Here is a 24,916-nt window from a genome sequence, read left to right on the forward strand (position 1 = left end):
CACGGCCGTTATGAAGCCCCAAAAGGGCCGTTACGGAGCAACCGACGATGGCAGTGCTAGGGGAACAGCGGGCGCGGGCCGCCGAAGACTCCCTCCATGCGCCAGGCGTCCAGCTGCTGCAGCCGGACCGTTCCAGCCGCCGACAGCCGGACGGACTCCCCGCCGAGGGTTGGATACACCCGGGCCGTCAGCGGCTTCCCGTTGGCGAAGATCTCCAGCGCCGATCGGTCCACCAGGACACGCAGGTGCAGCCTGCCGCCGGGCAGCTGCACCGGGCCGGATTTCTGCCCGGCATCCACGGTCCCGTCCAGGCTGCTGGGCTCGCGGTCCAGGAGCACATAGGACTGCGGGAAGCCGCCGCTGCCGACGTCGTATCCGACCTCGATGACTGTTTCCTCGGCCCCGGTAGCCAGGATCCCCAGCCGGAAGATGCTCCCCGGCTCCATCTCAAGGTTCAGCTCAAGGTCCAGCTGGTTTCCCGAAACCCCTGCGAGCACCTCGCTCGCGCCAACGGTGCGGGGACCGATCCGGACGTGGTCACGCCGCAGCGACTCCACCTCCGGCACAGGAGCGAACGACAGTTCCCCGTCCGGGTCGAGGGTGGCCACCCGGGGCAGGCTCATCACGCCCGACCAGCCGGCCTCCACCATGGCGGCCTCCGTCCGGCCCTCCTGCAGCCAGCCGAACATGACCCGGCGGCCGGATCCGTCCGCAAAGGACTGCGGGGCGTAGAAGTAGCGTCCGCCGTAGTCGAGCCGGTGAAGTTCCCGGGGCGTGTACGAATCCCCGGCGTAGCGGCCCGTCCAGTAGAGCGGGTGGCGGGTGTCGCCGTCGTGCCAGGCTGAGAAGACGAACACGTCGGTGCCGTGTGTCCGGTCACCCACAGCGCCGGCCCCCAACGTCCCCGCGCCCGCGCGGAACAGGTCCACGCACTCCCACATGGTGCCCTGCCAGTCTGTGGCCGCCTGGTCGCCGGAGGCGGCATCGCCGATGAACAGGGGGCCGATGTACTCCCAGCGGCGGAGGTCGGCGGACTCGTACAGGAAAGCCGTCCCCCCGCGGCCGCGGATTCCGGATCCCACGAGCTGGCGCCAGACCGTGCCCTCCCGCCAGACGCAGTGGTCACGGTAGGCGGTGATGTCCACCCCGGCCGGCGGCGCCGGAATCACCGGGTTTTCGGGTGCTTTAGTCCAGGCCAGGAGGTCGGGCGAGCCGACCGCCACGCAGGGCAGTTCGTGCTCCCCGAGCCGGCCGGAGTACACCAGGGTGGGCGTGCCGCCGTCGTTCACCAGCACACCGGACCAGCAGCCGTCGGCGTCCGGGCCTTCGGAGGGCTCCAGTGCCACGGGCTGGTCGGTCCAGTTGACCAGGTCCGTGCTGGTGGCATGGCCCCACTGGATGCGGTGGTGGAAGGCGCCCTCCGGGTTGTACTGGTAGAAGAGGTGGTAGGTCCCGTTCCATTGGCTCACCCCGTTGGGATCGTTGAGCCAGCCTGCGGGTGAGACGAAGTGGAAGCGCGGCCGGTGCGGGTCTGCCTCGGCCCGTGCCACGAGCTCATCCCGTGGCACGGTGGCCAAGGGGTGGGTCAGTTCGGTCATGCGGAAGCCTTGTTTTCTGTGCGGGAGTCGTCGGCTGGCGACGCGTCGAGAGGTGTCGGGAGCGCGGATTCGAGGGGCTCGGCGGACAGGGCATGGCTGGCTGCCGTTGCCGGTGGCCGGTACAGGTGGCAGCGGACCCAGTGCTCGTTGGCGGGATCGCCCACGCGGTGCCGGACGGGTTCGGTGGCGGAACAGCGCTGCTCCGCGTCGCCGTCGAACGCGCACGACGCCGACTCCATCACCGCGGCGCGCAGCGCCGCACGCTCATGCGGGTCATAGGACCCGGTGCGGGCGGGATCCGGCACGGCCGAGACCAGCAGCCGGGTGTAGGGGTGGGCCGGGTTCGCCAGCAGGTCCAGCGATTCGCCTTCCTCCACCAGTTCCCCGGCGAACATCACGGCGATCCGGTCCGCCAGGTAGCGGGCGGAGGCAAGGTCGTGGGTGATGTAGAGCATCGAGATGCCTTGTTTGTCCCGCAGTTGGCGCATCAGGTTCAGGATGCCGATCCGCACGGAGACGTCCAGCATCGAAGTGGGTTCATCCGCGAGGATCACCTCGGGTTCAACGGCGAGCGCCCGGGCGATGGCCACGCGCTGCCGCTGCCCGCCGGAGAGTTCGTGCGGGTAGGAGTTGAGCATGTCCGGGGTGAGCCCCACCGTCGTCATCAGCTCATCCAGGCGGCGGCGCAGCTGATCCGGTGTCCCGGCCTTTCCGTGCAGCGTCAGGGACCGGGTGAGGAAGTGTTCGATCCGGTGCACCGGGTTGAGCGAGCCGAACGGATCCTGGAACACCATCTGCAGCCGGGACCGGTATTCCCTGGATGCCTGGAACCGGTCGCGTTTGAGGACGTCCGTTCCGTCGATCAGGATCTGGCCGGCGGTGGGCTTCTCCAGCCGCGCGATGCAGCGGGCCAGGGTGCTCTTGCCGGAGCCGGACTCCCCCACGAGCGCCACGATCTCGCCTTTCCTGATGGCCAGGTCCACGCCGCCCAGCGCCCGGACCGAGGCCCGTGAGAACAGGCCGCCGCTGTGGAAGTCCTTGACCAGGCCTTTCACTTCGAGGGCGGGAGCTCCCGTTTGGGTGAGGTCCTGCTCCTTGGCTGCCGGTGCCGGCCGTGCTGAAACCGGGGTGCTCATGGCTGTGCTCCTTGGAGGGCTGGAAGGGGGGATACGAAATGCGCGGGCGACACTTCCTGGAGATCGGCGATGTTGCTGAACTTCACGCCGTCGGCCAGGCCCGTCAGGGGAACACGGGGGCCGGTGAGCGGCGGGAACGCGCCCATCAGTGCCTGCGTGTAGGGGTGGAGCGGGGCTGCGTGGATGTCCTTGGCTTTGGCAGTCTCCACGATCCGGCCGCCGTACATCACTGCCATCCGGTGCGAGAGCTCCACCATGAGGGACATGTCGTGCGTGATGAACAGGACGGAGAAGCCCAGTTCGCGCTGCAGCTCCTTGATCTGGGCCATGATCTCCTGCTGCACCACCACGTCCAGCGCGGTGGTGGGCTCGTCCAGGATCAGCAGTGAGGGCTTGAGCGCGACGGCCATCGCAATCACGGCGCGTTGCCGCATGCCGCCCGAGAGCTGGTGCGGGTAGGACTTCAGCCGGGCGGGGTCGATCCGGACGAGTTCGAGCAGTTCGGCTGCCCGCCGCAACGACTCCTTCCGGGTGTAGCCGGCATGGGTGGTGTAGATATCCACGATCTGGTCGCCGATGGTCATCACCGGGTTCAGCGAGTTCATGGCGGATTGGAAGACCATGGCCACGTCCTGCCAGCGGAAGCGGCGCAGCTCTTCCGGCCTCATGGCCAGGACGTCCTTGCCGCCGAAGCTGATGCTGCCGCCGGCGATTTCCGCCGGGTCCCGCAGCAGCCGCATGATGGCGTTGGCAATGGTGGATTTACCGCAGCCGGATTCGCCGGCCAGGCCGAAGATTTCGCCGACGCCGATGCTGAAGGAGACGCGGTCGACGGCGGTGGTGGAGCGGGTGTCGCCGCGGTACTTCACGGTGAGGTCCTTGATTTCCAGGACCGGTTCGTGGGAACCGAAGGAGGTCTGGGAGACGGTCATGCCGATGCTCGCTTTCCGGGTTTTGCAGGCGTGGCCTTGCGGATCTTCCTGAGGCGGGGGTTGGTGACCTCGTCCACCGCATAGTTGATCAGCGACAGCGAGAACGCCACCAGCGCGATGCACAGGCCGGAGGGAATAAACACCCACCAGCTGCCGGTGAGCAGGGCGCCCTCGTTGCCGGCCCAGTAGAGGTTGTTGCCCCACGAGACCGTGCTGACGTCACCGAGGCCCAGGAACTCAAGCCCGGCCTGGGCGCCGATGCCGTAGATGATGCAGGCCAAAAGCGTGCCCATCACGATGGAGGCCATGTTGGGCAGGATTTCGCGGAACATGATCCGCAAGGGCCGTTCACCCGTGACTACGGCCGCGGCCACGAAGTCCTTGGACCGGATGGACAGCGCCTGCGAGCGCAGCACCCGCGCCGAGCCGGCCCAGCCGGTGACCACGAGGACCAGGATCACGGTGCCCAGGCCCGGCGGCAGGAACGCGGCCAGGATCACCAGGAGCGGCAGCCCCGGCAGGAGCAGGAACACGTTGGTGGTGAGGGACAGGGCCTCGTCGATGAACTTGCCGAAGTAGGCCGAGGCCAGGCCCACGAGGATGCCGATGAACGTCGAGGCGAAGCCCACGGTCAGGCCCACAAACAGGGAGCTGCGTGCGCCGTGGATGGTCAGGGCCAGTACGTCCTGGCCCTTGGCAGTGGTGCCCAGCCAGAACTCGGCATCGGGCTCCTGGGACGCCATGCCGGTGATTTTGGAGGGATTGTCCGGGTAGAGGACGGGGGCCAGGAGCGCCAGGGCGATGAAAACGAACAGGATGGCCGCGCCCGTCATGGCCTTCTTGTTGGTCAGCAGGCCGTGCAGCAGGCTGCGGTTGGGCCTGCGGACGGAGGGTCCGGGCGGGAGCCCTGGGCCGCCGTCGGGCGTTCCTGCCGTGTTTCCGGCCAGGGTGCCCGGCGGAGTGCCGCCGGCGGGGGTCTCCCCCGACACGGTGGAGGCGGTGGTTGCGATGGAAGAGGTCATGGCCCGTCCTTCCTAGTTGGCGCGTACGCGCGGGTCGAGGCGGACGTAAAGGATGTCCACGAGGAAGTTGGCCAGCAGCACGGCGGCCGTGATGGTCAGGAAGAGCCCCTGCATCAGCGGGTAGTCGAGGCCCTGAACTGCGTTGAGGAGCTGGTAGCCCACGCCGGGGTAGGCGAACACCACCTCGGTCAGCAGCGCACCACCCACCACGAAGCCCAGGCTCATACCGAAGCTGGTGACGGACGGCAGCATGGCGTTGCGGGCGGCGTAGCGGAACATGATCCGGCCCGGGCGCAGGCCCTTGGCCTCGGCCATGGTGATGTAGTCCTCGGCGTTGGTGGCGATCATGGTGTTGCGCATGCCCAGCATCCAGCCTCCCACCGAAACCAGCACGATGGTGAGGGCCGGCAGCACCAGGTGCATGCCGACGTCGGACATGAACTCCCAGCTGAAGCTGGGCTCAATGGTGTCGCTGAACGCGTGGCGGATGGGGAACCAGCCCAGCGTGACGCCGAACAGGTAGAGGGCACCCATCGCGAGCCAGAAGTACGGGAAGGACCCGATGAAGATCAGGAAGGGAGGCAGTGCCGAGTCGATGGCTCCGCCGCGCCGCCAGGCGGCCAGGATGCCGAGCAGGTTGCCCACGACGGCGGCAATCACCAGCGCGGTCCCGCCCAGCAGGAGCGTCCAGCCCACCTGCGAGGCGATGACTTCGGTGACCGGGGTGGGGAAGCGGGAGATGGAAACGCCCATCTGCCCGGTGACCATGTTGTGCAGGTAGCCGACGTACTGCTCCCAGATGGGCCGGTCGTCGACGCCGAGCAGCTTGCGCAGGGCGTCGATCTGTTCGGGCTGCATGCGGTCCTGGGTGCGGGCGAACATGCGGGATACGGGGTCCCCCGGCATAAAGCGCGGGAGGAGGAAATTCAAAGTGATGGACACCCAGAAGGCGATCAGGTAGAAACCCAGGCGGCGCAGGATAAAGCGCACGGTTTCCCTCCATTCGGGAATTGCGGAAGTGGGGCGGCGTGCCCGGTGCCGTGGCTTGGTGCCGGGCACGCCGTTAGTGCGGAAGGGGCGAGGGGACTGAGTGCCCAGCCCCTACTTGGCTGGTTCCAGCGAGGTCAGGACCAGCACCGTGGTGGGTGCCCTGACCGAGAGGGTGGCGTACGGGTTTTCTTCCGTGGGCCATCCGGTGAAGCGCGTGTTGTTGTAGGCGCCCCATTCCGGCCCTGCGAACAGCGGGATGGCGGGGGCAACGGCGCTGTACTCCTCCTGGAGCTTGTCCGCGATCTCGTGCTGCTTGTCCTGGTCGGTGGCGGCCGCGAATTCGGTCAGCAGGGCGTCGGCCTTGGCGTCGCCGAAGCGGTGGTAGTTCTCGAACGTCTTCTCCCCCACCGGCTTGACCGTGGAGGTGCCCATCATGCCCGCGAAGTACTTGTACGGGCTGGGATCGTTGGCGCTCCAGACGATGCCGGAATCGAAGTCACCGGTCTCATAGCCTGCAACCACGGCTGCCCAGTCCGGGGAATCAACCTTGGCCGTGACGCCCACCTCGGCGAGGTTCTGGGCGATCACGTTGGCCACGGAGAGCCAGTCGGAGGACGCGGCGCCTACGGAGATCTTGAACTCGAAGGGCTTGCCGTCCTTCAGCGTGCGCTTGCCGTCCGCGCCCTTGGGGTAGCCGGCCTTGTCCAGGAGCTTGTTGGCCTCGTCAACGTTGAGCTTCGTCCAGTCGCAGTCGTCCTGGACGTCCTTGTTCTTCCAGGTTCCGTAGTTCCCGGACAGGCCGGTGCAGTCCGCCGGCTGGGTGTAGCCGCTCATGCCGATCTTGGTGACCTGCTCACGGTCCACGGCCATGGAGAGGGCCTTGCGGACGTCCGTGTCGTTGAACGGGGCCTTGGTGGTGTTGAGCTGCCAGTTGATCATGGAACCCGTGGGCGGGAACCAGTACTTGCGGTGGTCCGGGTCCTTGGAAATGAAGGTCTTCTCGATGTTGGGCATGTACTGCGGGGCCCAGTCTACGTCGCCGTTCGCGGCGGCGAGGTTGGCGCCGTCGTTCCCGGCGAAGGCGAGCATCTTGATGCCGGCGATCTTCTGCTTTTCCGGCTGCCAGTAGTTGGGGTTCTTCTTGAGCACAAACGATTGGGCCTGGAAGGTGTCCACCTCGGTGTACGGGCCGGTGCCCACGGGCTTTTCGTTGGCGTCCTTCTCGGGGTCCGCAATCTTGGACCAGACGTGGTCCGGCAGGATGCTCAGCTGGCCGAGGTCGAACAGCGCCGGGGACCATGCGGTTTTGAAACTGAACTTGACCTGGTTGGTGCCTTCGGCCGCGACAGTGTCCAGGTAGTCGTAACCGCCCTTGATCTTCTTCTGCAGCGCGAACGTGGTGACAACATCGGCCGGGACCAGGGGCTGGCCGTCGGACCACTTCACGCCGTCGCGGAGGGTGAAGGTGATGGACTTGCCGTCCTCGGCTGCCTTCCATTCGCTGGCCAGCCACGGGGTGGTTTCACCCTTGGCCGGGTTGTAGACCAGCAGGGATTCGTAGATGGCCTGCTGGGTCATGGGGGCCACGGTGGGGGCGAACGGGTTGAAGTTCCGGACGAACGTGCCCATGTCCTCGCGGGGAATGGTCAGGAGCGCGCTTTGGGCCGAGGCGTCAGCCTTCGCGGAGCCGGAGTTGCCCGCATTGGCGGAGCACCCGGTGAGCACCAGGGCACCCATGGCCAGGCCGGCCGCCGCAATGCGGGCAGACCTCAGGAATCGTGCTTGTGTCATGATGGATATCTCTTTCCTCGTCTTCGCTGTCGAAGGTGAAGGTGTGGTTGGGGTTGCTGTTCAGTAGTTGATTTGCCGTCAGACTGAATAGCGTTCTAGCAGCGGACAGTCGACCATTTGCTGATGTGCAGTGATCGGCTGTCCTGCTGTAAGGCTTGCGAGTGTCTGGACACCCAGCGCACCCATCTCCTCGAAGGGCAACGCAACCGTGGTCAGTTTCGGCCTGAGGTAGGCCGCAATGAGTTCCTGGTTGTCGAAGCCGATCACGGCGATGTCTTGGGGGATGGCGAGCCCGCGCTCCTTGATGGCGTCGTAGGCGCCCATGGCCATCCGGTCGTTGAGGCAGAACAGCGCGGTTGGCCTGCCTGCCCCGGCGGGATATTTGTCAAGAATTTGGCAGGCTGCCTCGTAGCCGCCGTCCGCCGTCGCGTATCCCGGGACTACAAGATCAGGATCGAGTTCCAGCCCTGCCGCGGCGAGTGCTTCGCGGCAACCGTCCAAGCGCCCGATGGCGGCGGGGATGTTCGGATCCAGGTTGATGACACCGATCCTGGAGTGGCCTGCCTGGAGCAACCGCTCGACGGCGACGCGGCCACCGGCACGCTCGTCCGGGACAATCGAGGGCAGCTTCCCGTCCGCGTCGAAGCAGTTGATGAGGACTGTGGGCACCTCGTTGGCGCTTTTCGGAACATGCACGGCCCGGTGGAAGGTGGCCGCATACAGAAGTCCTTCCACCCTCTGCTCCAGCAGCTTTTCAAATGCTGCATCCTCCATCCCCTGGTTGGGTCCTACGGCATCGGCCTGGTCTGAAGGGGCAATGAGCAGGAACCGGCGGGAGAGCCAGGCCTGGTCCTGCGCGCCCTTGATGATGTCGACGGCGAACGGTGCCGTGACGATCTCTGTGACGATGCCGTACCAGTCGCTCCGTTGGGAAGCCAGGGCCCTGGCGCCGGCATTGGGCCGGTAACCGAGCCTGTGGACCGCTTCGAGGATGCGCTGCTTGGTGTCTTCCGAAATGCTGGCGTTTTCCCGGTTGCTGAGGACGAACGACACGGCGGTGCGGGACACTCCGGCGGCTTTGGCAACGTCCGCCATGGTGGCGCCGCGGTTGCCGGGGGCCGACGGAGTCGCCTCCGCCGCAGTGGGTGTGCTGTTCGCCATTGAATACTCCGGGTATCTTGCCAACACTGGCCGCCGTGGCCAGCTGAATCATCTTTAGTAACGCGCGTTACTTCGAGCGTGTGATTTAGGTTACGCGCGTTACTAGGATCCTGTCAACGGGTTTCGTGGGGATTTTCCTGGCCTCGCGCTCTGGGCCGGTAAGCGCGCCATGCTGGCGCCGGACTCTGTGGTCGAAGGGGCGCCGCCGGGAGCGTCACGACGCGCGTCGCGGGGACATTTGCGCGTCGCTGGACCTGCTGCGCCTCAGAGGGAGTAGCTGGTTAAAGAAGAAAAGCACCAGTTCCGAAGAACTGGCGCTTCCCAGTGGTGGCTCCGACCGGCGTCGATCCGGTGACCTTTCGATTTTCAGTCGAACGCTCTACCAACTGAGCTACAGAGCCTAGGTGACATGTCACCTTGACGGCCGGAATTTCTTCTGGCAATCAGAGCGACCCTGACGGGACTTGAACCCGCGACCTCCGCCGTGACAGGGCGGCGCGCTAACCAACTGCGCTACAGGGCCTTGCTTGTTTACTGCTTGTACTGCGTGTTTCTTGCTTCCTGCAGTATCGCTACTGCAATTTTTCAAGGCCTTTAGCCTACCAGACTTTTCGGTCCGGTTTGACCACTTCCTTGCGTACCCCCAACGGGATTCGAACCCGTGCCGCCGCCGTGAAAGGGCGGTGTCCTAGGCCGCTAGACGATGGGGGCCTGAACTCAATCCGGCTCATTCAGGGCAAAAATAAAGGGCCGAAGCCTTTCGTTTTTGTCCTTTCGAGTTGCTCCGAACTGGACCTCTAAAACTATAGAGCCTACTTCCGGAATATCCAAAATCGGTCCCGCACGGGGGCAGGATTCGGCACCCATCGGGTGCAAGATGGACTGATGGACGCCGTTGATGCCCTGAATGAAATCGCCTTCTGGCTCGAGCGCGAGCTGGCCCCGACGTTCAAGATCCAGGCGTTCCGAAAGGCGGCCGGGATCATCGGGGCCCTGGACCCGGACGAGGTGGCTGCCCGGGCACGCAATGGCCGGCTGAAGAGCATGAAGGGCATCGGGGAAAGAACCTTTGAAGTCATCCGGCAGGCGGTCGACGGCGGCGTCCCCGACTATCTCGACGGCCTGCGGCAGCGTGGGCAGCAGCCACTGGCAAAAGGCGGCGCCGAACTGCGCTCCGCCCTCCGCGGTGACTTGCACAGCCACAGCGACTGGTCCGACGGCGGGTCCCCGATCGAGCTCATGGCTGACGCCGCCCGGACGCTGGGCCGGGACTACCTTGCCCTGACGGACCACTCGCCCAACCTCAAGATCGCCAACGGACTAAGCGCCGAACGCCTGACGGAGCAGCTGGACGTTGTTGCGGGGATCAACGACGACGACGGCAGCAACTTCCGCCTGCTGGCCGGCATCGAGGTGGACATCCTGGAGGACGGCACCCTGGACCAGTCGCCGGACATGCTGGACCGGCTGGACGTCGTGGTGGCGAGCGTCCACTCGAAACTCCGGTCCGACCGGCGCACCATGACCGACAGGATGCTCGGCGCCATCAACGATCCGCACATGAATGTCCTGGGCCACTGCACCGGGCGCCTGCTGCAGGGGTCTAGGGGAACCCGGCCGCAGTCCGAGTTCGACGCCAAGCGGGTATTCGCCGCGTGCGCCGAGCAGGATGTCGCTGTCGAAATCAATTCCCGTCCCGAGCGGCAGGATCCCCCGGACGAGCTGATCCAGCTGGCCCTCGACGCCGGCTGCCTCTTCAGTATCGACAGTGACGCCCATGCGCCCGGGCAGCTGGATTTCCTGCAGTACGGCGCCGAGCGCGCGGCCTCGAACGGGGTGCCCGCCGAACGGATCGTCACCACCTGGTCACTGGACCGGCTGCTGGAGTGGGCGGGCCGCGGAAAGTAGCCGCCGGTGCGACTAGCGCCGCGGTGACCCCGGACCCTCCGGGCGCCACGGCGTGAGCCTGGGCAGCCAGCGCGGGACGTTGCGGCGGTACTCGTCGTATGCCGCACCGAACTTCCGGGTCAGCACCGGTTCCTCGTACAGCCGGACGAACGCCACCACCGGGACGGCGCCGATGGCCAGCGCCAGAAAGAGCTTAGGCTGCCCAAGCAATAGCCCCTGCCCGGCGACGGCCGCTGCTATGGACACGTACATCGGATTCCGCACGTACCGGTAGAGCCCGCCCACCACCAGATGCTTGGGAGGCGCAAAAGGCGCGGGAGTCCCGAGGCCCTCCACCGCGAAATGCACAAAGGAGTTCGCAATCACCGCCGCGCCCGCTCCGATCAACAGCGCGCCGGTGACCTGCGCCGGCACACCCCCGGGTACAGGCGCCGCCACTTCCCAGCCAGTGAGGAGCCACGGAACCACACCAGCCACTGTTGCCGGGGCAACTGCGAAGGCCGCCGTGCCGATGGCTGCGCGCCTTCTGTCGCGGGCCGAAGCTGCGGATGCTGTCATACCAGCAATCGTGAACCCGCCCCCCTTGAGCGGGCAAGTGCCGACCGGCCCTGTCCTTCCGGCGGGACGGGGGTTGGCGGTACTCAGGCGACCAGCGAGATGGCCATCGTCACCATGACCGCGGCGATGACGGCATCGAGGACGCGCCACGCACTCCTGCGCCGGAAGACCGGGGCCAGGAATCGTGCGCCGACGCCCAGTGCCGTGAACCAGGCGATGCTGGCCAGACCCGCCCCGGCAGCAAACCACCAGCGGCCGTCCGGGCCGTGCGTGCTGGCCAGCGACCCGAGCAGCAGGACCGTGTCCAGGTACACATGCGGGTTCAGCCACGTAAAGGCCAGACCGGTTCCCAAGACAGCGACCCAGCTGACAGCCTGCCCTGTCCCGAGCTGTCCGAGCGCCTGCCCGCGGATGGCCCGCCAGGCGGCGAAGGCTCCGTAAGCCGCCAGGAAAGCAGCCCCGGCCCAGCGCACCGCCTCGAGCACTGCCGGAGCCTGTTCGATCACGACGCCGACGCCCGCCACGCCCAACAGGATCAGCACCAGGTCCGAGACGGCGCAGACGGCGATGACCAGGGCGACATGCGAGCGCTGGAGGCCCTGGCGGAGGACGAAGGCGTTCTGGGCGCCGATGGCCACGATGAGGGACAGGCCGCTGGCTAGGCCTGAGAGCAAGGGAAGGATCACGTTCCCAACGGTAGGAGGATCGTCATCATGAAACCAGTTAAACATTCTGCTCATAGATAAGATGAGCTAATGATAGACATCCATCCGGACCAGGCCCGGACGCTGGCGGCCATCGTCACGCAGGGCAGCTTCGATGCCGCGGCCAGCCATCTGTCGGTTACCGCCTCCGCTGTCAGCCAGCGCATCCGCGCCCTCGAGGTTGCCGTCGGCCGCCCTGTCCTGCGGAGGACACGTCCGATTGAACTCACCGAGTCCGGCCAGGCGGTGGTGCGGTTTGCCCGGCAGCTCGAAATGCTGTCCGCCGACCTCGCCGATGAACTGCAGCCCGGCAACCCCCATCCGGACACCCGCCTGACCCTCGTGATCAACAGCGACTCGCTGCACACCTGGGCGCTGGCCGGGCTGGCTGCGGCGGCCGGGACGGTCCAGCTGGAAATCCTGCGCGAGGACCAGGATTATTCGCTGGAGCTCCTCCGCAGCGGCGCAGCGGCAGCGGCCATCACGGCCACCGCCAAACCGGCCCCGGGCTGCACCTCCCGGCGGCTCGGCGTCATGCGCTACCTGCCGGTCTGCACGCCGGCCTTCGCCGAAACCTGGTTCGACAGCGGCGCGGCGGCCAGTGCCTTTGCGAAGGCCCCGGTCATCATCTTCGACCGCAAGGACGACCTGCAGGACCGCTACCTGCGGCGGTTCAGCCGCAAGCCCCTCCAGCCGCCGCGCCACTATGTGCCTGCAGCCCACGAGTTCGGCGAGGCGATCCGGCTGGGCATGGGCTGGGGCCTGCTTCCCGAGATTGAACTCGGCGACGACCTGGACCAGCGAACACTGCAGACCCTGGCCGCCAAGTCCTTCGTCGACGTCCCGCTGCACTGGCAGCAGTGGCGCTACGGATCGGCCGTGCTGGACGGCGTGGCGGCAGCTATCCAGGACGCGGCCCGCGTGCTGAGGTGAGAGGCGGCGCCCGGGCCCGGCCGGTCCCGTTGGGTGACGGCCGGAGCGCGGCCGGCTCCAATAGCACCCCGAATGACAGCTTAGTAAAAGTGATTGACAAATTACGGTGACGTCGGTTGAGTGGACCTCGCGTGCACGCCATCGGCGCAAACGGCATTAGCGTCGGCGATCCGGACGGCGGTGCGGGAACAGGCCCAACACACGGGGAGCAGCCATGGCCGGACGCACTTCAAACCTTTCGCGGCGGACCCTGCTCACGGGAGCCCTGGCGGCGCCTGTGGCAGGAGGCATCGCCCTCGCCGGGGCACCGGTCGCAGCAAGTTCCCAGGGGCCGGCCGCGGCCAATGTGCTCCTTCAACGGAGGGACTGGCTCATGCGGAGGGTGGAGCGGCTCGAGCGGGAGTTCTCCGCGAGAGTTGGGCTGTTTGTGGCAGACGGGCTCACCGGCGCGGAGTTCGGGCACCGGGCCGACGAGCGGTTCGCCATGTGCTCCACGTTCAAGGTCTACGCCGCGGCAGCTGTGCTGGAACGCGCCCGGGAAGGACTGACGGACCTCAACCGGGGCATCCGCATCGATCCCGCCGGCGTGGTGGTGAACTCACCCGAATGCGCCGACTTTGCCGGGAGCACCCTGCCGCTGAAGTGGTTCTGCAAAGTGGCGCTGACGCACAGCGACAACACGGCGGGAAACCAGCTGCTGGAGGAACTGGGAGGACCGGCTGCGATCGGCGCCTACGCCCGGTCACTTGGCGACACCGAAACACGGCTTGACCGCTGGGAGCCCGAGCTCAACAACGCCGAGCGCGGTGATCCACGGGACACTTCCACGCCGCAGGCCCTCGCGCAGGGGTACCGAAAGCTGCTGCTGGGCGACGCCCTCAGCCCGGAAACGCGGACCCGGCTGACAGGCTGGATGCTGGCCAACATCACGTCGGGATCGCGGATCCGGGCGGGCCTGCCGGGCGGCTGGACATCCGCGGATAAGACCGGCGCCGGGCTGTTCGGCACCGTGAACGACGTCGGCATCATCCGGAATCCCGCCGGCGAACCGCTGGTCATCGCCATCCTCACTGACTCCGCCACCGGCGTGGCCGACACGCCGGGGAGCAACGAGCTGGTCGCGGCCGTGACCCGGGCGGTGACCAGCGGAAAGTGACGCGCGGATTTGACCGGCGAAGAGTAACCCGCCGAAAGCGCCCGGCTGTCAGCCGGGAAACTTTGGCAGGATCTCGACTAGACGTGACCGATTTCCGCCAGCCGCGGCGATGCGGCGAGGGCTAGATTGGCAGCATGGCTACCACCGCCGCACCCGGCCCCACTCCGTCCGCAGGCCCCCACGAAGGGTCCCCGCACGCTGCCCCCGCACCCGCCCCGCAACCCGCGCCAGCCACACGCAGCGTCGCCAACAGGAGCGCGCCGGTCAACAAACTTGGAGTGGCCGCCGTCGCCGTCACGGTGGTCCTGTGGGCCTCCGCCTTCGTGGGCATCCGCGCGGTGGGCCCAAGCTTCTCCCCCGGTTCCCTGACCCTGGGACGGCTGGCGATTGCCGCCGTCGTCCTCGGTGCGGTGGTGCTGCCCAAGTTGCGGAACCTCCCCCGAGGGCGTGAGTGGTGGCCCATCCTGGCGTACGGCGTGATGTGGTTCGGCGGCTACAACGTGGCCCTCAACGCCGCCGAGCACATGCTGGACGCCGGCACCGCCGCCCTGCTGATCAACGTCAATCCCATCCTGATCGCCGTGATGGCCGGGGTGATCCTCAAAGAGGGATTCCCGCGCTGGCTGATCATCGGCAGCCTGATTGCGTTCGCGGGCGTGGCTGTCATTGCGCTGGGTTCCGGCCAACGGTCGACGGCGGACGTGCTGGGCGTGCTGCTTTGCCTCCTGGCCGCCGTGCTCGCCGCCGTCAGCGTCATCGTCCAGAAGCCGGTGTTGAGGAAATTCCCCGCGGCACAGGCCACCTGGTTCGGCATCATGATCGGTGCCCTCTGCTGCCTGCCGTTCAGCGGCCAGCTGGTGGGCGAACTGCAGCAGGCCCCGCTGCCGGCCACCCTGGGGGTTGTCTACCTGGGGATCTTCCCGACGGCGATTGCGTTCACCACGTGGGCGTACGCGCTGTCCCTCATCGATGCCGGAAAACTGGCCGCCACCACGTATCTGGTCCCCGGCACCACCATCCTCATCTCCTGGCTGGTGCTCGGCGAAGTGCCCACGGTGTGGGGCCTGGTGGGCGGCGTGATCTGCCTGGTGGGTGTGGGGCTGACGCGGCGAAAGTCCCGCTAGAGTCTTGGTATGCCCGCCAACCTGCCGCCAGGTCTCCCCATCGTCCCGGACGGCGCCGACAACGACGCGCCATTCCCCATGACCGAGGAAGACTTCGAATCGGCCGTCAGCGACGCCCTGGAGCGCATCCCGCCGGACGTGGCGCAGGCCATGGACAACGTTGCCGTGTTCATCGAGGACGATTACGTCCCGCAGCCCGGCGAGGACCCGGACACCGTGCTGTTGGGCCTCTACGAGGGTGTCCCGCTGACCGAGCGGGACGCCTGGTGGGGCGCCGGCTCGCTGCCCGACCGCATCACCATCTACCGCCAGCCGATCCTGGAAATCTGCTCGTCACGGGAAGAGGTCATCCAGGAGGTGGCCATTACCGTGACGCATGAGATTGCGCACCACTTCGGCATCAGCGACGAACGGCTGCACGAACTCGGCTGGGACTAGCTAGCCTTGGAGGCATGGGACACGACCACAGCCACTCACACGGCATCTCTGCCAGTGGCACGGGCACTGCCAAGCACCGCAAACGCCTGATCGCCGTCCTCAGCATCACCCTGGCCGTGGTCCTGATCCAGATCGTCGGCGCCGTGATCTCCGGTTCGCTGGCGCTGCTGGCCGACGCCGGCCACATGCTGTCCGACGCCGCCGGTGTGTTCATTGCCCTGCTGGCCGCCTGGATCGCCACCCGGCCCGCGAGCGACCAGCGGACCTACGGGTACCTGCGCGCAGAAGGAAAGCCTGAACGTGCGCGGCGCCTACCTTGAAGTCCTCGGGGACCTGCTGGGTTCGTTTGCCGTGATCGCAGCGGCCGTGGTGATCCTCCCCCGGGCGTGGCACCTGCTCCGCGATGTGGTGGACGTGCTCCTGGAGGCGCCGACCAGGTGCTGGACAAACTAACCACGTGCCTGGGCTCGCACTTCGACACCGAGCACTGCACGTTCCAGCAGCTGAAGCCCGAGAGCCACCCCGAGCACGAGTCCCACCAGCACGCCTGAGCGGCACTAGGGAAACCACCGCTGTTCGTCCAGGTCCCTCAGATCCAGTGCCCGCCCGACGGAGAACTCGTCGAGGATGGCCAAGTGCGAGTCGAGTCCTACCGGCCGTTCGCTGGGACGGCCCAGCAGGTAGCCCTGCCCGGCAATGACAGGCTGGTGCCCAACAGCAGCAGGGCCCCGTTGCAGCAGCAGGGTGAGCATGCCGGGTTCTTCGATTCCCTCGGCAATGATCCATCCTCCGGCCTGCTGGACGAAGGTGACGGCGGCCGCCACGGTGGCCACCGCCGAGGGGTCGTTGTCGAGACGGGAGATAACGTCCCCATCAATCTTGATGATGTCGAATCGGACCAGTCCGAGGGAATGCAGGCCTGCGTTGCTCTTGCCCATGTCATCCAGGGCCAGCCGGAAACCGCGGCCCTGGGCATGCCTGAGCGTGCGGATGGAGTCCGGATGGTTCAGCCCGGCCTGCTCCGTGACCTCCAGGACGACGTCTTCAGCCTCCAGTCCCGCTGCCGCCAGCTCGGCGACCAGATGATCAAGATCGAAGTACGGCAATCCGTCCGGGTGCACGTTCAGGAAGAGCAGCCCCTCCCAGTGCTGCCTGCCAACCGCCGACAGCACCGCTGACCGCGCCCGGGCGTCCAGCACCGCGGCCATGCCGAGACGTTCGGCGAGTTCAAACGCCTCCTGTGGCCCGTTGATCCTCGAACCTGCCGGCAGGCGCAACAGTGCCTCGTGGGCGAGCACCACCCCACGGCGCAGGTCCCAGATGGGCTGGAACGCTACGTTGAGCGGCTCTTTGCTTGAGACCAGGGAAGTCAGCTCGTCGATTTTCTCGGCGCTGACAATGTGGCCCTCGGCCATTGATTTGAACGAGACGCTTTGACGCCGGCCCAGGCGCTTCGCCTCGTAGAGCGCCGCGTCGCTGCGCTCCCACAGTTCCGTCAGAGTCAGCGACTCCCCCGCGCTTGAGGCGACACCCGCGCTGAACGTCACGCCCGGGAACCGTCTGGCAAGGGCCGCGCGGACCTGGTCGAGCGCTTCGGTTGCCCGGTCCTCGTCGCTGCCGGGCAGGATGACTGCGAACTCGTCGCCGCCGAGGCGGAACGGAGTGTCGGTCGCGGGAAGTACCTGGAAGGAATCGGCCAGGGCCCGCAGGACGCGGTCGCCGTGGCTGTGCCCCAGCCGGTCGTTGATCTGTTTGAATCCATCAATGTCGAGCAGAACCAGAGTGGTGGTGGCGAACCTTGTGTCCGCCAGCGTCGCCTCAAGTGAGGGCTGGAACGGCCGGCGCCCCGCCAGGCCGGTCAGCGGGTCCCCGTCAGCCTGCTGCTGTGTTCGCATCTGGTGGCGCTGGAGGGAGCGTCCCCCGAAGACATACGACAACGGTATGGCGACCACTATGGCAGTGAACAGTCCCAGGATTTTGTGCGGGCCAAGGTCCCCGATCAATTCCGTGATGATGTCCGCGTGCTGGTCAATCTCCAGTATCAGGGTTCCTTCCGGCGCGGACACCGGCACCAGGAACTCATACCGCGTGATGCCCCTACCCCCGATTTCGGCTTCGGTTTCCACGGAGGTTTCGCCAGTGGACAGCACCTCGGCAAAACGGGAGGCGTCAGCATGATCGGACGCGCCGCCGTCCTCGCCGCTGCGTAAGATCAGCGTCCCTGCCGCGTCAAATAAGCCAACATACACTGTGCCTTGGCTGTGCTGCAGGTGGCGGACCTCCGCCGCAACCCCCTGCTCGCGCCGCAGCGGGTCCGTCTCCTCGCCGAGGACTTGCTCAAGCCTTTCGGCCAGTGCCTCGTAGTTCCGCCGGGAATCCTGCAGTCCGCGGTCGATGATGTGCTGGCGGGTGACGCCGTACTCGATAAAGCCGGCAACCAGCATCGCGGCCGACACCGCGAATACCCAGCGAACCATGAAGGACAGCCCTTCAGCATTGAAGCCGCGGCGCCTTCCGTGGCGCCCGGGGCTTCGACGCCCGCGCCTACGGGAGGGTCCGCTGTCAGGTTCGCCATCCGCCCATAGGTGATGCCCACGTTTTTCCACAACGCCCCCGTCGCAAGGAAGTACGGATACCCTGCCCGAGCAGGGAGCCGATTAGGGGCCACGATAGTCGAACAGGCCTGTTGTCCGACAGGGAATCCACCCGCTGGGCCGGTTTTTCCGACACGCCGGAAGAAATGTGACGAAATCACATCATTGTTGTTTATGTTATCGATGTGACCAGTGTTGCCAAAGTTGCTGTTGGCACGTAGCCTCGGGTGTGCCGGATCTCCGCAGCGGAGCATTTACTTGTGAAAATCACGCGTGAAAAATTCAAACTCCTCGCTCATTCCGGCCTGACTGCTGCGAGGTTTATTGATGGGTTTGACCGGATCCGGCCGCAAAGCGGCTGTGCTGTGCACCGCCGTCGTACTCCTCGGATCCCTTACCCTGCCCGCCCAGGCCGCACCGCTTCCGGGCACAGCAGTGCCCGCTGTGACGGTTCCGGCGTCGCCGGAGATTCCGTCCCCGGAAGAGATCGCGGCAGCCAAAGCCAGTGAAAGCGCGACGGCGGACCAGGTCACCCGGATCGACCGCCTCCTGGCGGACGCCGCGGCAGCCCAGGAAGCCAGCTTCGCGGCGGCCATGCGGGCCAACAATGCCTACGGTGACGCCCTGGTCACGCTCGAGATACGCCGGGATGCCGCCACGCTCGCCTCGGCGAAGGCCGCGTCCGCCGAGGCCGAACAGGCGAAGACCCGCAAGCAGGTGGGACAGCTGGCCGGGGACCTGTACCGGAACGGCGGGCTCAATCCCGCACTGAGCACTTTTGTCAGTGGCAATGGCGATACACTGCAGCAGGCCGCCACCCTTGAAGCCATCTCTGCCGGCCGCAGCCGGGCCTTCGAAGCCGCCGAGAACGCCGCCTCGGCGGCGAAGTCACTGACCGCGGCGGCGGAAGACGCCAACCGTGCCGCCGACGATGCCGCCAAGTCAGCCGAGGACCGGAAGGTTGATGCCGAACGTGCCAACGCTGCCCGGACGAAGGCGGTGTCCGAGGCAAAGGCCCAGCGGACCGTGCTGGTGGACCAGCTCGCAAGCCTCAGGAACACCACCGTGGCGCTCGAATCCGCCAGGGTGGACGCGCTGGACCGCCAGCGCGCCCAGGACCGGCTGGCGGCTGTCACCGCGGCCGCCGCTTCCCAGGCAGCGGACCAGGCTGCCGCGGCACAGGCCACCCCAGCACAATCCCCGGCAGCACAGAACCGGCCGGCGGCGCAGACACCGGCCTCACCGGCCTCACCGGCTGCTCCCGCTCCGGCCGCTCCCGCGGCACCGGCGGCGCCCGCTCCCGTCCGTCCCGAACTGGTCACCCCGCCGCCGGCTGTTCCGGCTCCGTCCCCCGCGCCGGCTCCGTCCCCGGGCGGTTCAAACCAGACCGCCATCTCGGCAGCGTTGGCCAAGGTGGGATCCCCCTATTTCTACAAGTACGGGGGTTCCGGACCGCTGGGCTTCGACTGTTCGGGACTGGTGCAGAACGCCTTCGCCGCGGCCGGCAAATACCTACCGCGCACGGCAGCCCAACAGTATGCGCAGGCACCTGTGCACGTGCCGCTCTCCCAGGCACAGCCCGGCGATCTCCTGGTCTGGGGATCGGCCCCCGATTTTTACCACGTGGGGATCTACATTGGCGGCGGGCGCGTGGTCCAGGCCCTCAACCCGGAGGACGGCATCACGGTGACGGACCTCGCCTGGATGGCCGGAATGCAGCTGCACCCCACCGTGGCCCGCTACTAGTGTCCTGCGCCTGAAATTCGGTTCAGAAGTCGGCCGATTGATTCGAGGATCTCCACTGGGCACCGCTTCAGCCGGCCGGGTCCGCCTTTAGAAAAGGGGCGGGGAACGGTCAGGCGCATGGCTGGAATAGGCCCCCGTTGATGGTGTCAGCCTATATAAGTGCAACACCGGCCACCATTTTCAATGACGAGACAGGTCCCCTAGACATGTCCGTTCCCGACATGCTGATCCACCGGGCCCAGTACGCCGCTACCTGCTAGCGCCCTTGCTTGCGGGGTCGGCCACGCTGGTTCAGGGCCTGGCCCGGGGACCGGGACGTCTGCTCCGCGGGCTGCCCTCCAGAGGGCGTACCATTCGTGTCTGGTCATGAGGGTGGCTTGAAGCTCTGCGTCCCGGCTCGCCAGGATCCGTTTGGGGTCCCTCGTTCCGATGACGGGTTCGATCCCGGCAGGATGTTTCATCAGCCATGCCAGGACGATTGCTTCGGGCGTGGTGTTTTTGCCATGTGCAAGGGAGAGGACCAGCTTAGCCGTGGCGGCCTCTTCCGGTGTGCTGAGCGCGGATGCGCGGCCCGAGTAGACACCTCTGGCGAGTGGGGCCCAGGCCTGGAGCCTGACGGAGTTGCCCAGGCAGTATTCGATGGTTCCCTCGGGGAAGCTGTACCTATTCCTATCCCGGTGGTTGACGAGGACACCGGTCTCGATCCAGTCCCTCTTGCCCAGGCTCATTTCCATCTGATTGACGACGATAGGTGTGTCCAGATGCCTCTGGAGCGAAGCCATCCGGGTGCCGGACATGTTGGAGACGCCCAGATACCGGACCTTGCCGGATGACCGCAGAAACTCGAAGGCCGAAGCGATCTGTCCTGGTTCCAGGAGCGGGTCGGCCCGGTTGAGCAGGAGCGTATCGATGTAGTCTGTTTTCAGCCGCGTCAGGCTGCGCCCTACACTCTCAATGATCGCGGCGCCATCCAAGTTATAGTGCGGCACTTCACGACTGTCGGTGCTGAGTCCGCAATGCGTGTTGATTTGGATGCGTTCCCGGAGGCCGCCCGAACGGGAAAGGACCTCGCCAAAGACGGCTTCGGACTTGCCAAATCGATAGGCTTCCGCTTGGTCGAAGATCGCGATCCCCGCTTCCAAGGCAGCCTCGACGGCGGCTTCTGCCTCGTCGATCTCTGCCAGCCCGTACGGTGCAGATGACCAATCGCCGCCAAGACCCATGCACCCATAGACAATATGGCCTAAGCTCGTGGTTTTTTCACCATTCATGATTCTCTCCATTCCAGCGCTCTTCCCGCTGTGAGGCGGAGCGTGCGTAAATAGGTGCCGAAACCGCTGAGGCGTTCGCCCCCGCGGTTCTGGCAGACTCCCCACAGGCTGCGGTTGAGAGGGTCGATGCCTGGAGGAGTTCGGCCAGGTCGTTCACTACGTAGCTCGCTTGGGGGGGTTCCGTCAGGCCAGCGACAGGCTGCCGTAGGTGTCCAGAATCTGGCGGTTGGTCTCAGCCAGGTCGTGGTATCCCAGCCCCGGCTCAGAACAACGCTGTGCGCCCAGCGCATTTCCGTAGCGGGCTGCCGATACGAAGTCGTGGTGTTCGAGGTAGCCGAAGGCCATCCCGGCGGCAAAGGAATCGCCGCAGCCTGTCGTATCAATGACATGGCCGACCGGTACGGGCGGCACGAAAGTCTCCTGGAGGGTGCCGTCCCGGTCCAGCTGGTAGATCACGCAGCCCTTTTCGTCGAGTGTGATGCAGACGGCCTGGATTCCTCTGCGGAGGCAGTGTTCGGCAAAGCGTGGCATTTCCGCGGGCGGAAGAGGAGCACCGAAGACCGCTTCGCTCGACCGGAATCCGGCCGCGAACCAGCTGCATCCGGCCTCTTCAAGGTTCATCTTCAGGATGTCGACGTTGCCCAACCAGGTGTCCCTGTCCACCCAGAGACGCCTGACGCGTTCGCCGCCGACGCTCAGGGCCCTGGTCGGGCCAAGGCCGTCGAGGAGGATCACGCTGTTGCTGTTCTGCCTGATGTAGGCCAGAGTCTGGTTGCTGACCTCATAGTCCGTGATGGGCACGCACACGAATGCGTCGGCGTCGAGGACGAACCTTATGTCCTTGGGCAGGATCGGGCTCATGAATCCGGTTTGCCGTTCGATGCGGACGTTTTGGTCGACGTAGTCAAGTTCAACGATGTCGCCGCTGTCGGTCGCGGAACGGATGCCCGTCAGGTCCACGTTCGGGAGTCCCTTCAACAGGTTCTTAATGGGTTCCTCGTCCTCCCGCCGGACGTGTACCACAGGGCAGATGCGGTCGCTGGTCGCCATCAGTGCCGACAGCGCAGCCACGGTGTACAGAACGCAACCGTACCTGGCCAGGATGTCCCCGTGGTGGGTCGTGATGCGGTCGCGAGGTATTGGGCCGAGGACCGCGACAGTGCGATGGGTGGACATGATTGCTCCTTGGTGCGCTGCGTCAGCGGCGCGCGAGTGCGCGCCACTGGAAATGCGGGTGAGGCAAGCCGTGCGGTTCAAACCATTGCGGCCGCAGCAGGAAGCCGTGGGCATCCCGCCTCAGCGGGTGGTTGCTAAGGAGCCGGCCGTGCGGATACGGCTTCCATGTCTTCGAGCTCCACTCCCGTGGTTTCGCGGACGGCGAACACGATGAAGATCATCGACAGCAGCGTGGTTACATGTGCACGTGCAGGCGCCGCGCAGCCTCGGCGATTGACCCGGTAAGAGACGGGTACACCGTGAATGTGCTGGCGAGGTCATCGACATGCAGTTTCTGCGCGACCGCGATGGCGATCGGAAAGATCAGCTCGGAGGCGTTCGGTCCCACGACGACTCCGCCGATCACAGTGCCTGATCCCTTGCGTGCGATGATCTTGACGAAGCCGTCCTTGTGGTTGCGCATTTTCGCGCGTGCGTTGCTGCTCAGGGGGAGCTTGACGACATCGCCCTGGTATTTGTCTGATACCACGTCTTCCTCGGACACGCCCACGGTGGCGATCTCGGGAGAGGTGAAGATGTTGGAGGCCACATGGTGCAGTTTGAGCGGGGTGACGCCGTCTCCCATGAAGTGGGCGATCGCGATGCGGCCCTGCATGGCGGCCACGGAGGCCAGGGCGAAAACCCCGGTGCAGTCGCCCGCCGCGTAGATGTTTGACGCGGTCGTCCGGGAGACGCCGTCCACCTTGATGTGTCCGCTTTCAGTGAGCTCCACGCCGGCCGCCTCCAGCCCGATGCCATCGGTGTTCGGGATGGACCCGACGCACACGAGGCAGTGGCTGCCGGTTACTTTGACGCCGTCTCCCAGCACCACGGCCACACCGTCGCCGGTGCGCTCGACGGCTTCGGCGCGGGACCGGGCGAGGACCTTGACTCCGCGGCGCTCAAAGACGCCTTCCAGCACCTCTGCGGCGTCCAGGTCTGACCTTGGCAGGACACGGTCTCCGCTGGAAATCAGGGTCACTTTGGAGCCCAGTCCGTTGTAGGCGGAGGCGAACTCGGCACCGGTGACGCCGGAGCCGACCACAATGAGCTCCTCGGGCAACTCCTCGAGGTTGTATAGCTGGGCCCAGTTCAGGATCCGCTCACCGTCAGGACGGGCGGTGGGCAGTTCGCGAGGGTGGGCGCCGACTGCCAGGAGGATCGCGTCGGCTTCCACAATCTCGGTGCCGTCGGCTCCGAGGACCTCGATTGTGTGGTTGTCCACCAGCGTGCCGGAGCCTATGAGAACGCGGACACCCAGATTTTCGAGGCCCTTTTGAATGTCAGTCGACTGCTGACGGGCCAGTACCAGGAGTCGGTCGTTGATGTGCTTGAGGTCCGCGCGCATGGTCGGGGTGCAATCGCTGCCTTCGACGTCGAACTTGACCCCCAACTCTCCGGCCTCACCGACGCGGGTCATCAGGTCTGCCGTCGCGATGAGCGTCTTGGAGGGGACGACGTCCGTGAGCACGGCGGCCCCGCCCAGGCCGGCGCGTTCGATGACGGTTACCGCCGCGCCGAGGGAGGCAGCGACCATGGCGGCTTCGTAACCACCTGGTCCCCCACCGAGAATTGCGATACGAGGTGAACTCAGGACCGGATGTGTAGTCATAAAAACTTCTATTCTCGTGGATACGGTGCGAACTTTAACGGGTTCACAGTCCGCAGTTATGGCCACTTGCGGATCGGCAAGTTGCAGCCCATGACTCAAATGATGGGGACCAGGACGAGCAACAGCGCCTGGCGCGCGCCGCCAGGACCTACCAAGTGTGGTTCTCCTGGGTCAGGCCGAAAGGGACACTGTCGCTGAGCGCCACAGTGAATTCACCGGCACCGTGCCGGGTAACAAGAATCCCCCGACGCCGTTCGCCCGTTGACAGGTCGTGCTCGGTGAGGGTTTCCATATTCATGTCCTTCTGGGTTTTCGTGCGTAGACGCGGGCGTTCGTCTCAAATGGAACGGGACGGGATCGCTCCAAAGCATGTCGCGCGCATCGCAGTGCGGGATCAGGCGGTCAAGCCACATCTTGATGTCACCGTGGCGGTCCCGGGTGACCGCCGTCATGGCTGGGGCGGGTTGGAGGTCGCGACCGCCGGTCAGGGCGGCCGCGCTCTTGAAGTCCTCGTCGTCAGCCCTGCGGTGCGTCCTCGGGCACCTCGAGGTCGCCTTCGTCATCGGCCGGACGGACGATGAGCACATCGCACGTCGCCCGCTTGGTCACGTCAGAGGCCACCGTCCCGAGCAGCCGGTCTGCGAGCGAGCGGTCATGGATGGCCCCGAGGACGATGAGGTCCGCGGATCGCTCTTGAGCAGTGGCCATGAGTGCCGTGGCTGGCTCGCCGTCTACGAGGAGGGTTGCGGAGACCGTCGCCCCCTCGGCCTTGGCCGTGGCCATGGCCGACTCGACGGCAAGTGCGGCTGCCTCGCGGCCGAGGACCTGCCCGCTGCGTGGGTCGCCGCCGAGCGTGTGCACGTTCATGGCGTCCTCCCGTCGGGTCGCACGGGCGTATGCGCAGACGATGACGAGATCGGCGTCGTCTCGCACTGCGAGCCATGCCGCTCGTGCGACAACGGGTCCGGCGAGCCCGGATCCGTCCGTCCCGACGACGATGGTGCGGTAGTCCTTCATAGAAGTCATG

21 protein-coding genes, 3 tRNA genes and 1 pseudogene are annotated in these 24,916 nt (G+C 66.2%); 7 read left to right on the forward strand and 18 right to left on the reverse strand.

Annotated features, from left to right (window positions below; genetic code table 11):
- Positions 1 to 56: 56 nt before the first annotated feature.
- From AB0N24_RS10005 to AB0N24_RS10050, 10 genes are all read right to left on the reverse strand, one after another.
- Positions 57 to 1,598 carry a glycoside hydrolase family 32 protein gene (locus AB0N24_RS10005; RefSeq protein ID WP_364123339.1) on the reverse strand — a complete coding sequence of 514 codons (1,542 nt, stop codon included), beginning with the start codon at positions 1,596 to 1,598 and terminating at the stop codon, positions 57 to 59.
- The gene (locus tag AB0N24_RS10010) at positions 1,595 to 2,734 is read right to left on the reverse strand and encodes an ABC transporter ATP-binding protein (RefSeq protein WP_364123341.1); all 1,140 of its coding nucleotides are present in this window, start codon (positions 2,732 to 2,734) and stop codon (positions 1,595 to 1,597) included. Before AB0N24_RS10010 ends, AB0N24_RS10005 begins: the two co-directional genes overlap by 4 nt.
- On the reverse strand, positions 2,731 to 3,666 hold the full coding sequence (locus AB0N24_RS10015) for an ABC transporter ATP-binding protein (RefSeq protein WP_364123343.1): 936 nt from the start codon (positions 3,664 to 3,666) through the stop codon (positions 2,731 to 2,733). The genes AB0N24_RS10010 and AB0N24_RS10015 overlap by 4 nt, the downstream gene beginning before the upstream one ends.
- Positions 3,663 to 4,688, reverse strand: coding sequence for an ABC transporter permease (locus tag AB0N24_RS10020; protein ID WP_364123345.1), 1,026 nt, complete (start codon positions 4,686 to 4,688; stop codon positions 3,663 to 3,665). The genes AB0N24_RS10015 and AB0N24_RS10020 overlap by 4 nt, the downstream gene beginning before the upstream one ends.
- A gap of 12 nt (positions 4,689 to 4,700) precedes the next feature.
- Complete coding sequence (locus AB0N24_RS10025; RefSeq protein WP_364123347.1) at positions 4,701 to 5,678, reverse strand: ABC transporter permease; 978 nt, start codon at positions 5,676 to 5,678, stop codon at positions 4,701 to 4,703.
- Positions 5,679 to 5,789: 111 nt separating this feature from the next.
- A complete protein-coding gene (locus AB0N24_RS10030; protein WP_364123349.1) occupies positions 5,790 to 7,469 on the reverse strand; it encodes an ABC transporter substrate-binding protein in 1,680 nt (559 codons plus the stop codon).
- A 78-nt stretch (positions 7,470 to 7,547) separates the two neighbouring features.
- A complete protein-coding gene (locus AB0N24_RS10035; protein ID WP_364123351.1) occupies positions 7,548 to 8,630 on the reverse strand; it encodes a LacI family DNA-binding transcriptional regulator in 1,083 nt (360 codons plus the stop codon).
- Between the two features lie 325 nt (positions 8,631 to 8,955).
- Positions 8,956 to 9,031, reverse strand: a tRNA-Phe gene (locus tag AB0N24_RS10040).
- 48 nt (positions 9,032 to 9,079) lie between these two features.
- Positions 9,080 to 9,153: transfer RNA gene (locus AB0N24_RS10045), tRNA-Asp, on the reverse strand.
- Positions 9,154 to 9,268: 115 nt separating this feature from the next.
- A tRNA-Glu gene (locus tag AB0N24_RS10050) sits at positions 9,269 to 9,341 on the reverse strand.
- Positions 9,342 to 9,515: 174 nt separating this feature from the next.
- On the opposite strand from AB0N24_RS10050, the gene AB0N24_RS10055 reads away from it, so the two are divergent.
- On the forward strand, positions 9,516 to 10,538 hold the full coding sequence (locus AB0N24_RS10055; RefSeq protein ID WP_364123353.1) for a PHP domain-containing protein: 1,023 nt from the start codon (positions 9,516 to 9,518) through the stop codon (positions 10,536 to 10,538).
- A gap of 12 nt (positions 10,539 to 10,550) precedes the next feature.
- Here AB0N24_RS10055 and AB0N24_RS10060 read toward each other — a convergent pair whose 3' ends face one another.
- Together AB0N24_RS10060 and AB0N24_RS10065 are read right to left on the reverse strand one after the other, a co-directional pair.
- Positions 10,551 to 11,096: an isoprenylcysteine carboxylmethyltransferase family protein gene (locus tag AB0N24_RS10060; RefSeq protein ID WP_364123355.1), complete on the reverse strand. Its 546-nt coding sequence runs from the start codon at positions 11,094 to 11,096 to the stop codon at positions 10,551 to 10,553.
- Between the two features lie 83 nt (positions 11,097 to 11,179).
- Positions 11,180 to 11,782, reverse strand: coding sequence for a LysE/ArgO family amino acid transporter (locus AB0N24_RS10065; RefSeq protein ID WP_364123357.1), 603 nt, complete (start codon positions 11,780 to 11,782; stop codon positions 11,180 to 11,182).
- 69 nt (positions 11,783 to 11,851) lie between these two features.
- Here AB0N24_RS10065 and AB0N24_RS10070 point away from each other — a divergent pair, with 69 nt between their 5' ends.
- The 5 genes and pseudogenes from AB0N24_RS10070 to AB0N24_RS10090 all read left to right on the forward strand — a co-directional run bounded on the left by AB0N24_RS10070 (position 11,852) and on the right by AB0N24_RS10090 (position 16,002).
- Positions 11,852 to 12,733, forward strand: a complete 882-nt coding sequence (locus AB0N24_RS10070; protein WP_364123359.1) for an ArgP/LysG family DNA-binding transcriptional regulator — start codon at positions 11,852 to 11,854, stop codon at positions 12,731 to 12,733.
- A 214-nt stretch (positions 12,734 to 12,947) separates the two neighbouring features.
- A complete protein-coding gene (bla, locus tag AB0N24_RS10075) occupies positions 12,948 to 13,889 on the forward strand; it encodes a class A beta-lactamase (RefSeq protein WP_364123361.1) in 942 nt (313 codons plus the stop codon).
- Between the two features lie 134 nt (positions 13,890 to 14,023).
- Entirely contained in the window at positions 14,024 to 15,013 is a 990-nt protein-coding gene (locus AB0N24_RS10080; RefSeq protein WP_364123363.1) for a DMT family transporter, read from the forward strand.
- A 9-nt stretch (positions 15,014 to 15,022) separates the two neighbouring features.
- Complete coding sequence (locus AB0N24_RS10085) at positions 15,023 to 15,451, forward strand: metallopeptidase family protein (RefSeq protein WP_364123365.1); 429 nt, start codon at positions 15,023 to 15,025, stop codon at positions 15,449 to 15,451.
- A 14-nt stretch (positions 15,452 to 15,465) separates the two neighbouring features.
- Positions 15,466 to 16,002, forward strand: a pseudogene (locus tag AB0N24_RS10090) (cation transporter).
- A gap of 6 nt (positions 16,003 to 16,008) precedes the next feature.
- Here the strand turns inward: AB0N24_RS10090 and AB0N24_RS10095 are convergent.
- Positions 16,009 to 17,928, reverse strand: a complete 1,920-nt coding sequence (locus AB0N24_RS10095) for an EAL domain-containing protein (RefSeq protein ID WP_364123367.1) — start codon at positions 17,926 to 17,928, stop codon at positions 16,009 to 16,011.
- 444 nt (positions 17,929 to 18,372) lie between these two features.
- On the opposite strand from AB0N24_RS10095, the gene AB0N24_RS10100 reads away from it, so the two are divergent.
- Positions 18,373 to 19,791 (forward strand): C40 family peptidase, encoded by a 1,419-nt coding sequence (locus AB0N24_RS10100; protein ID WP_364123369.1) that lies wholly within the window; start codon positions 18,373 to 18,375, stop codon positions 19,789 to 19,791.
- A gap of 200 nt (positions 19,792 to 19,991) precedes the next feature.
- Here the strand turns inward: AB0N24_RS10100 and AB0N24_RS10105 are convergent, their stop codons facing one another.
- From AB0N24_RS10105 to AB0N24_RS10125, 5 genes are all read right to left on the reverse strand, one after another.
- The gene (locus tag AB0N24_RS10105; RefSeq protein ID WP_364123371.1) at positions 19,992 to 21,062 is read right to left on the reverse strand and encodes an aldo/keto reductase; all 1,071 of its coding nucleotides are present in this window, start codon (positions 21,060 to 21,062) and stop codon (positions 19,992 to 19,994) included.
- Positions 21,063 to 21,245: 183 nt separating this feature from the next.
- Entirely contained in the window at positions 21,246 to 22,238 is a 993-nt protein-coding gene (locus tag AB0N24_RS10110; RefSeq protein WP_364123373.1) for a carbohydrate kinase family protein, read from the reverse strand.
- A gap of 235 nt (positions 22,239 to 22,473) precedes the next feature.
- Positions 22,474 to 23,889: an NAD(P)H-quinone dehydrogenase gene (locus AB0N24_RS10115; protein WP_364123375.1), complete on the reverse strand. Its 1,416-nt coding sequence runs from the start codon at positions 23,887 to 23,889 to the stop codon at positions 22,474 to 22,476.
- Between the two features lie 148 nt (positions 23,890 to 24,037).
- The gene (locus AB0N24_RS10120) at positions 24,038 to 24,181 is read right to left on the reverse strand and encodes a hypothetical protein (protein ID WP_364123377.1); all 144 of its coding nucleotides are present in this window, start codon (positions 24,179 to 24,181) and stop codon (positions 24,038 to 24,040) included.
- A 224-nt stretch (positions 24,182 to 24,405) separates the two neighbouring features.
- A complete protein-coding gene (locus tag AB0N24_RS10125) occupies positions 24,406 to 24,915 on the reverse strand; it encodes a universal stress protein (RefSeq protein ID WP_364123379.1) in 510 nt (169 codons plus the stop codon).
- Position 24,916: the final 1 nt, after the last annotated feature.

The sequence above is a fragment of the Arthrobacter sp. NPDC093128 genome, from assembly GCF_040683875.1.
In the GTDB taxonomy this organism is placed as follows: domain Bacteria; phylum Actinomycetota; class Actinomycetes; order Actinomycetales; family Micrococcaceae; genus Arthrobacter.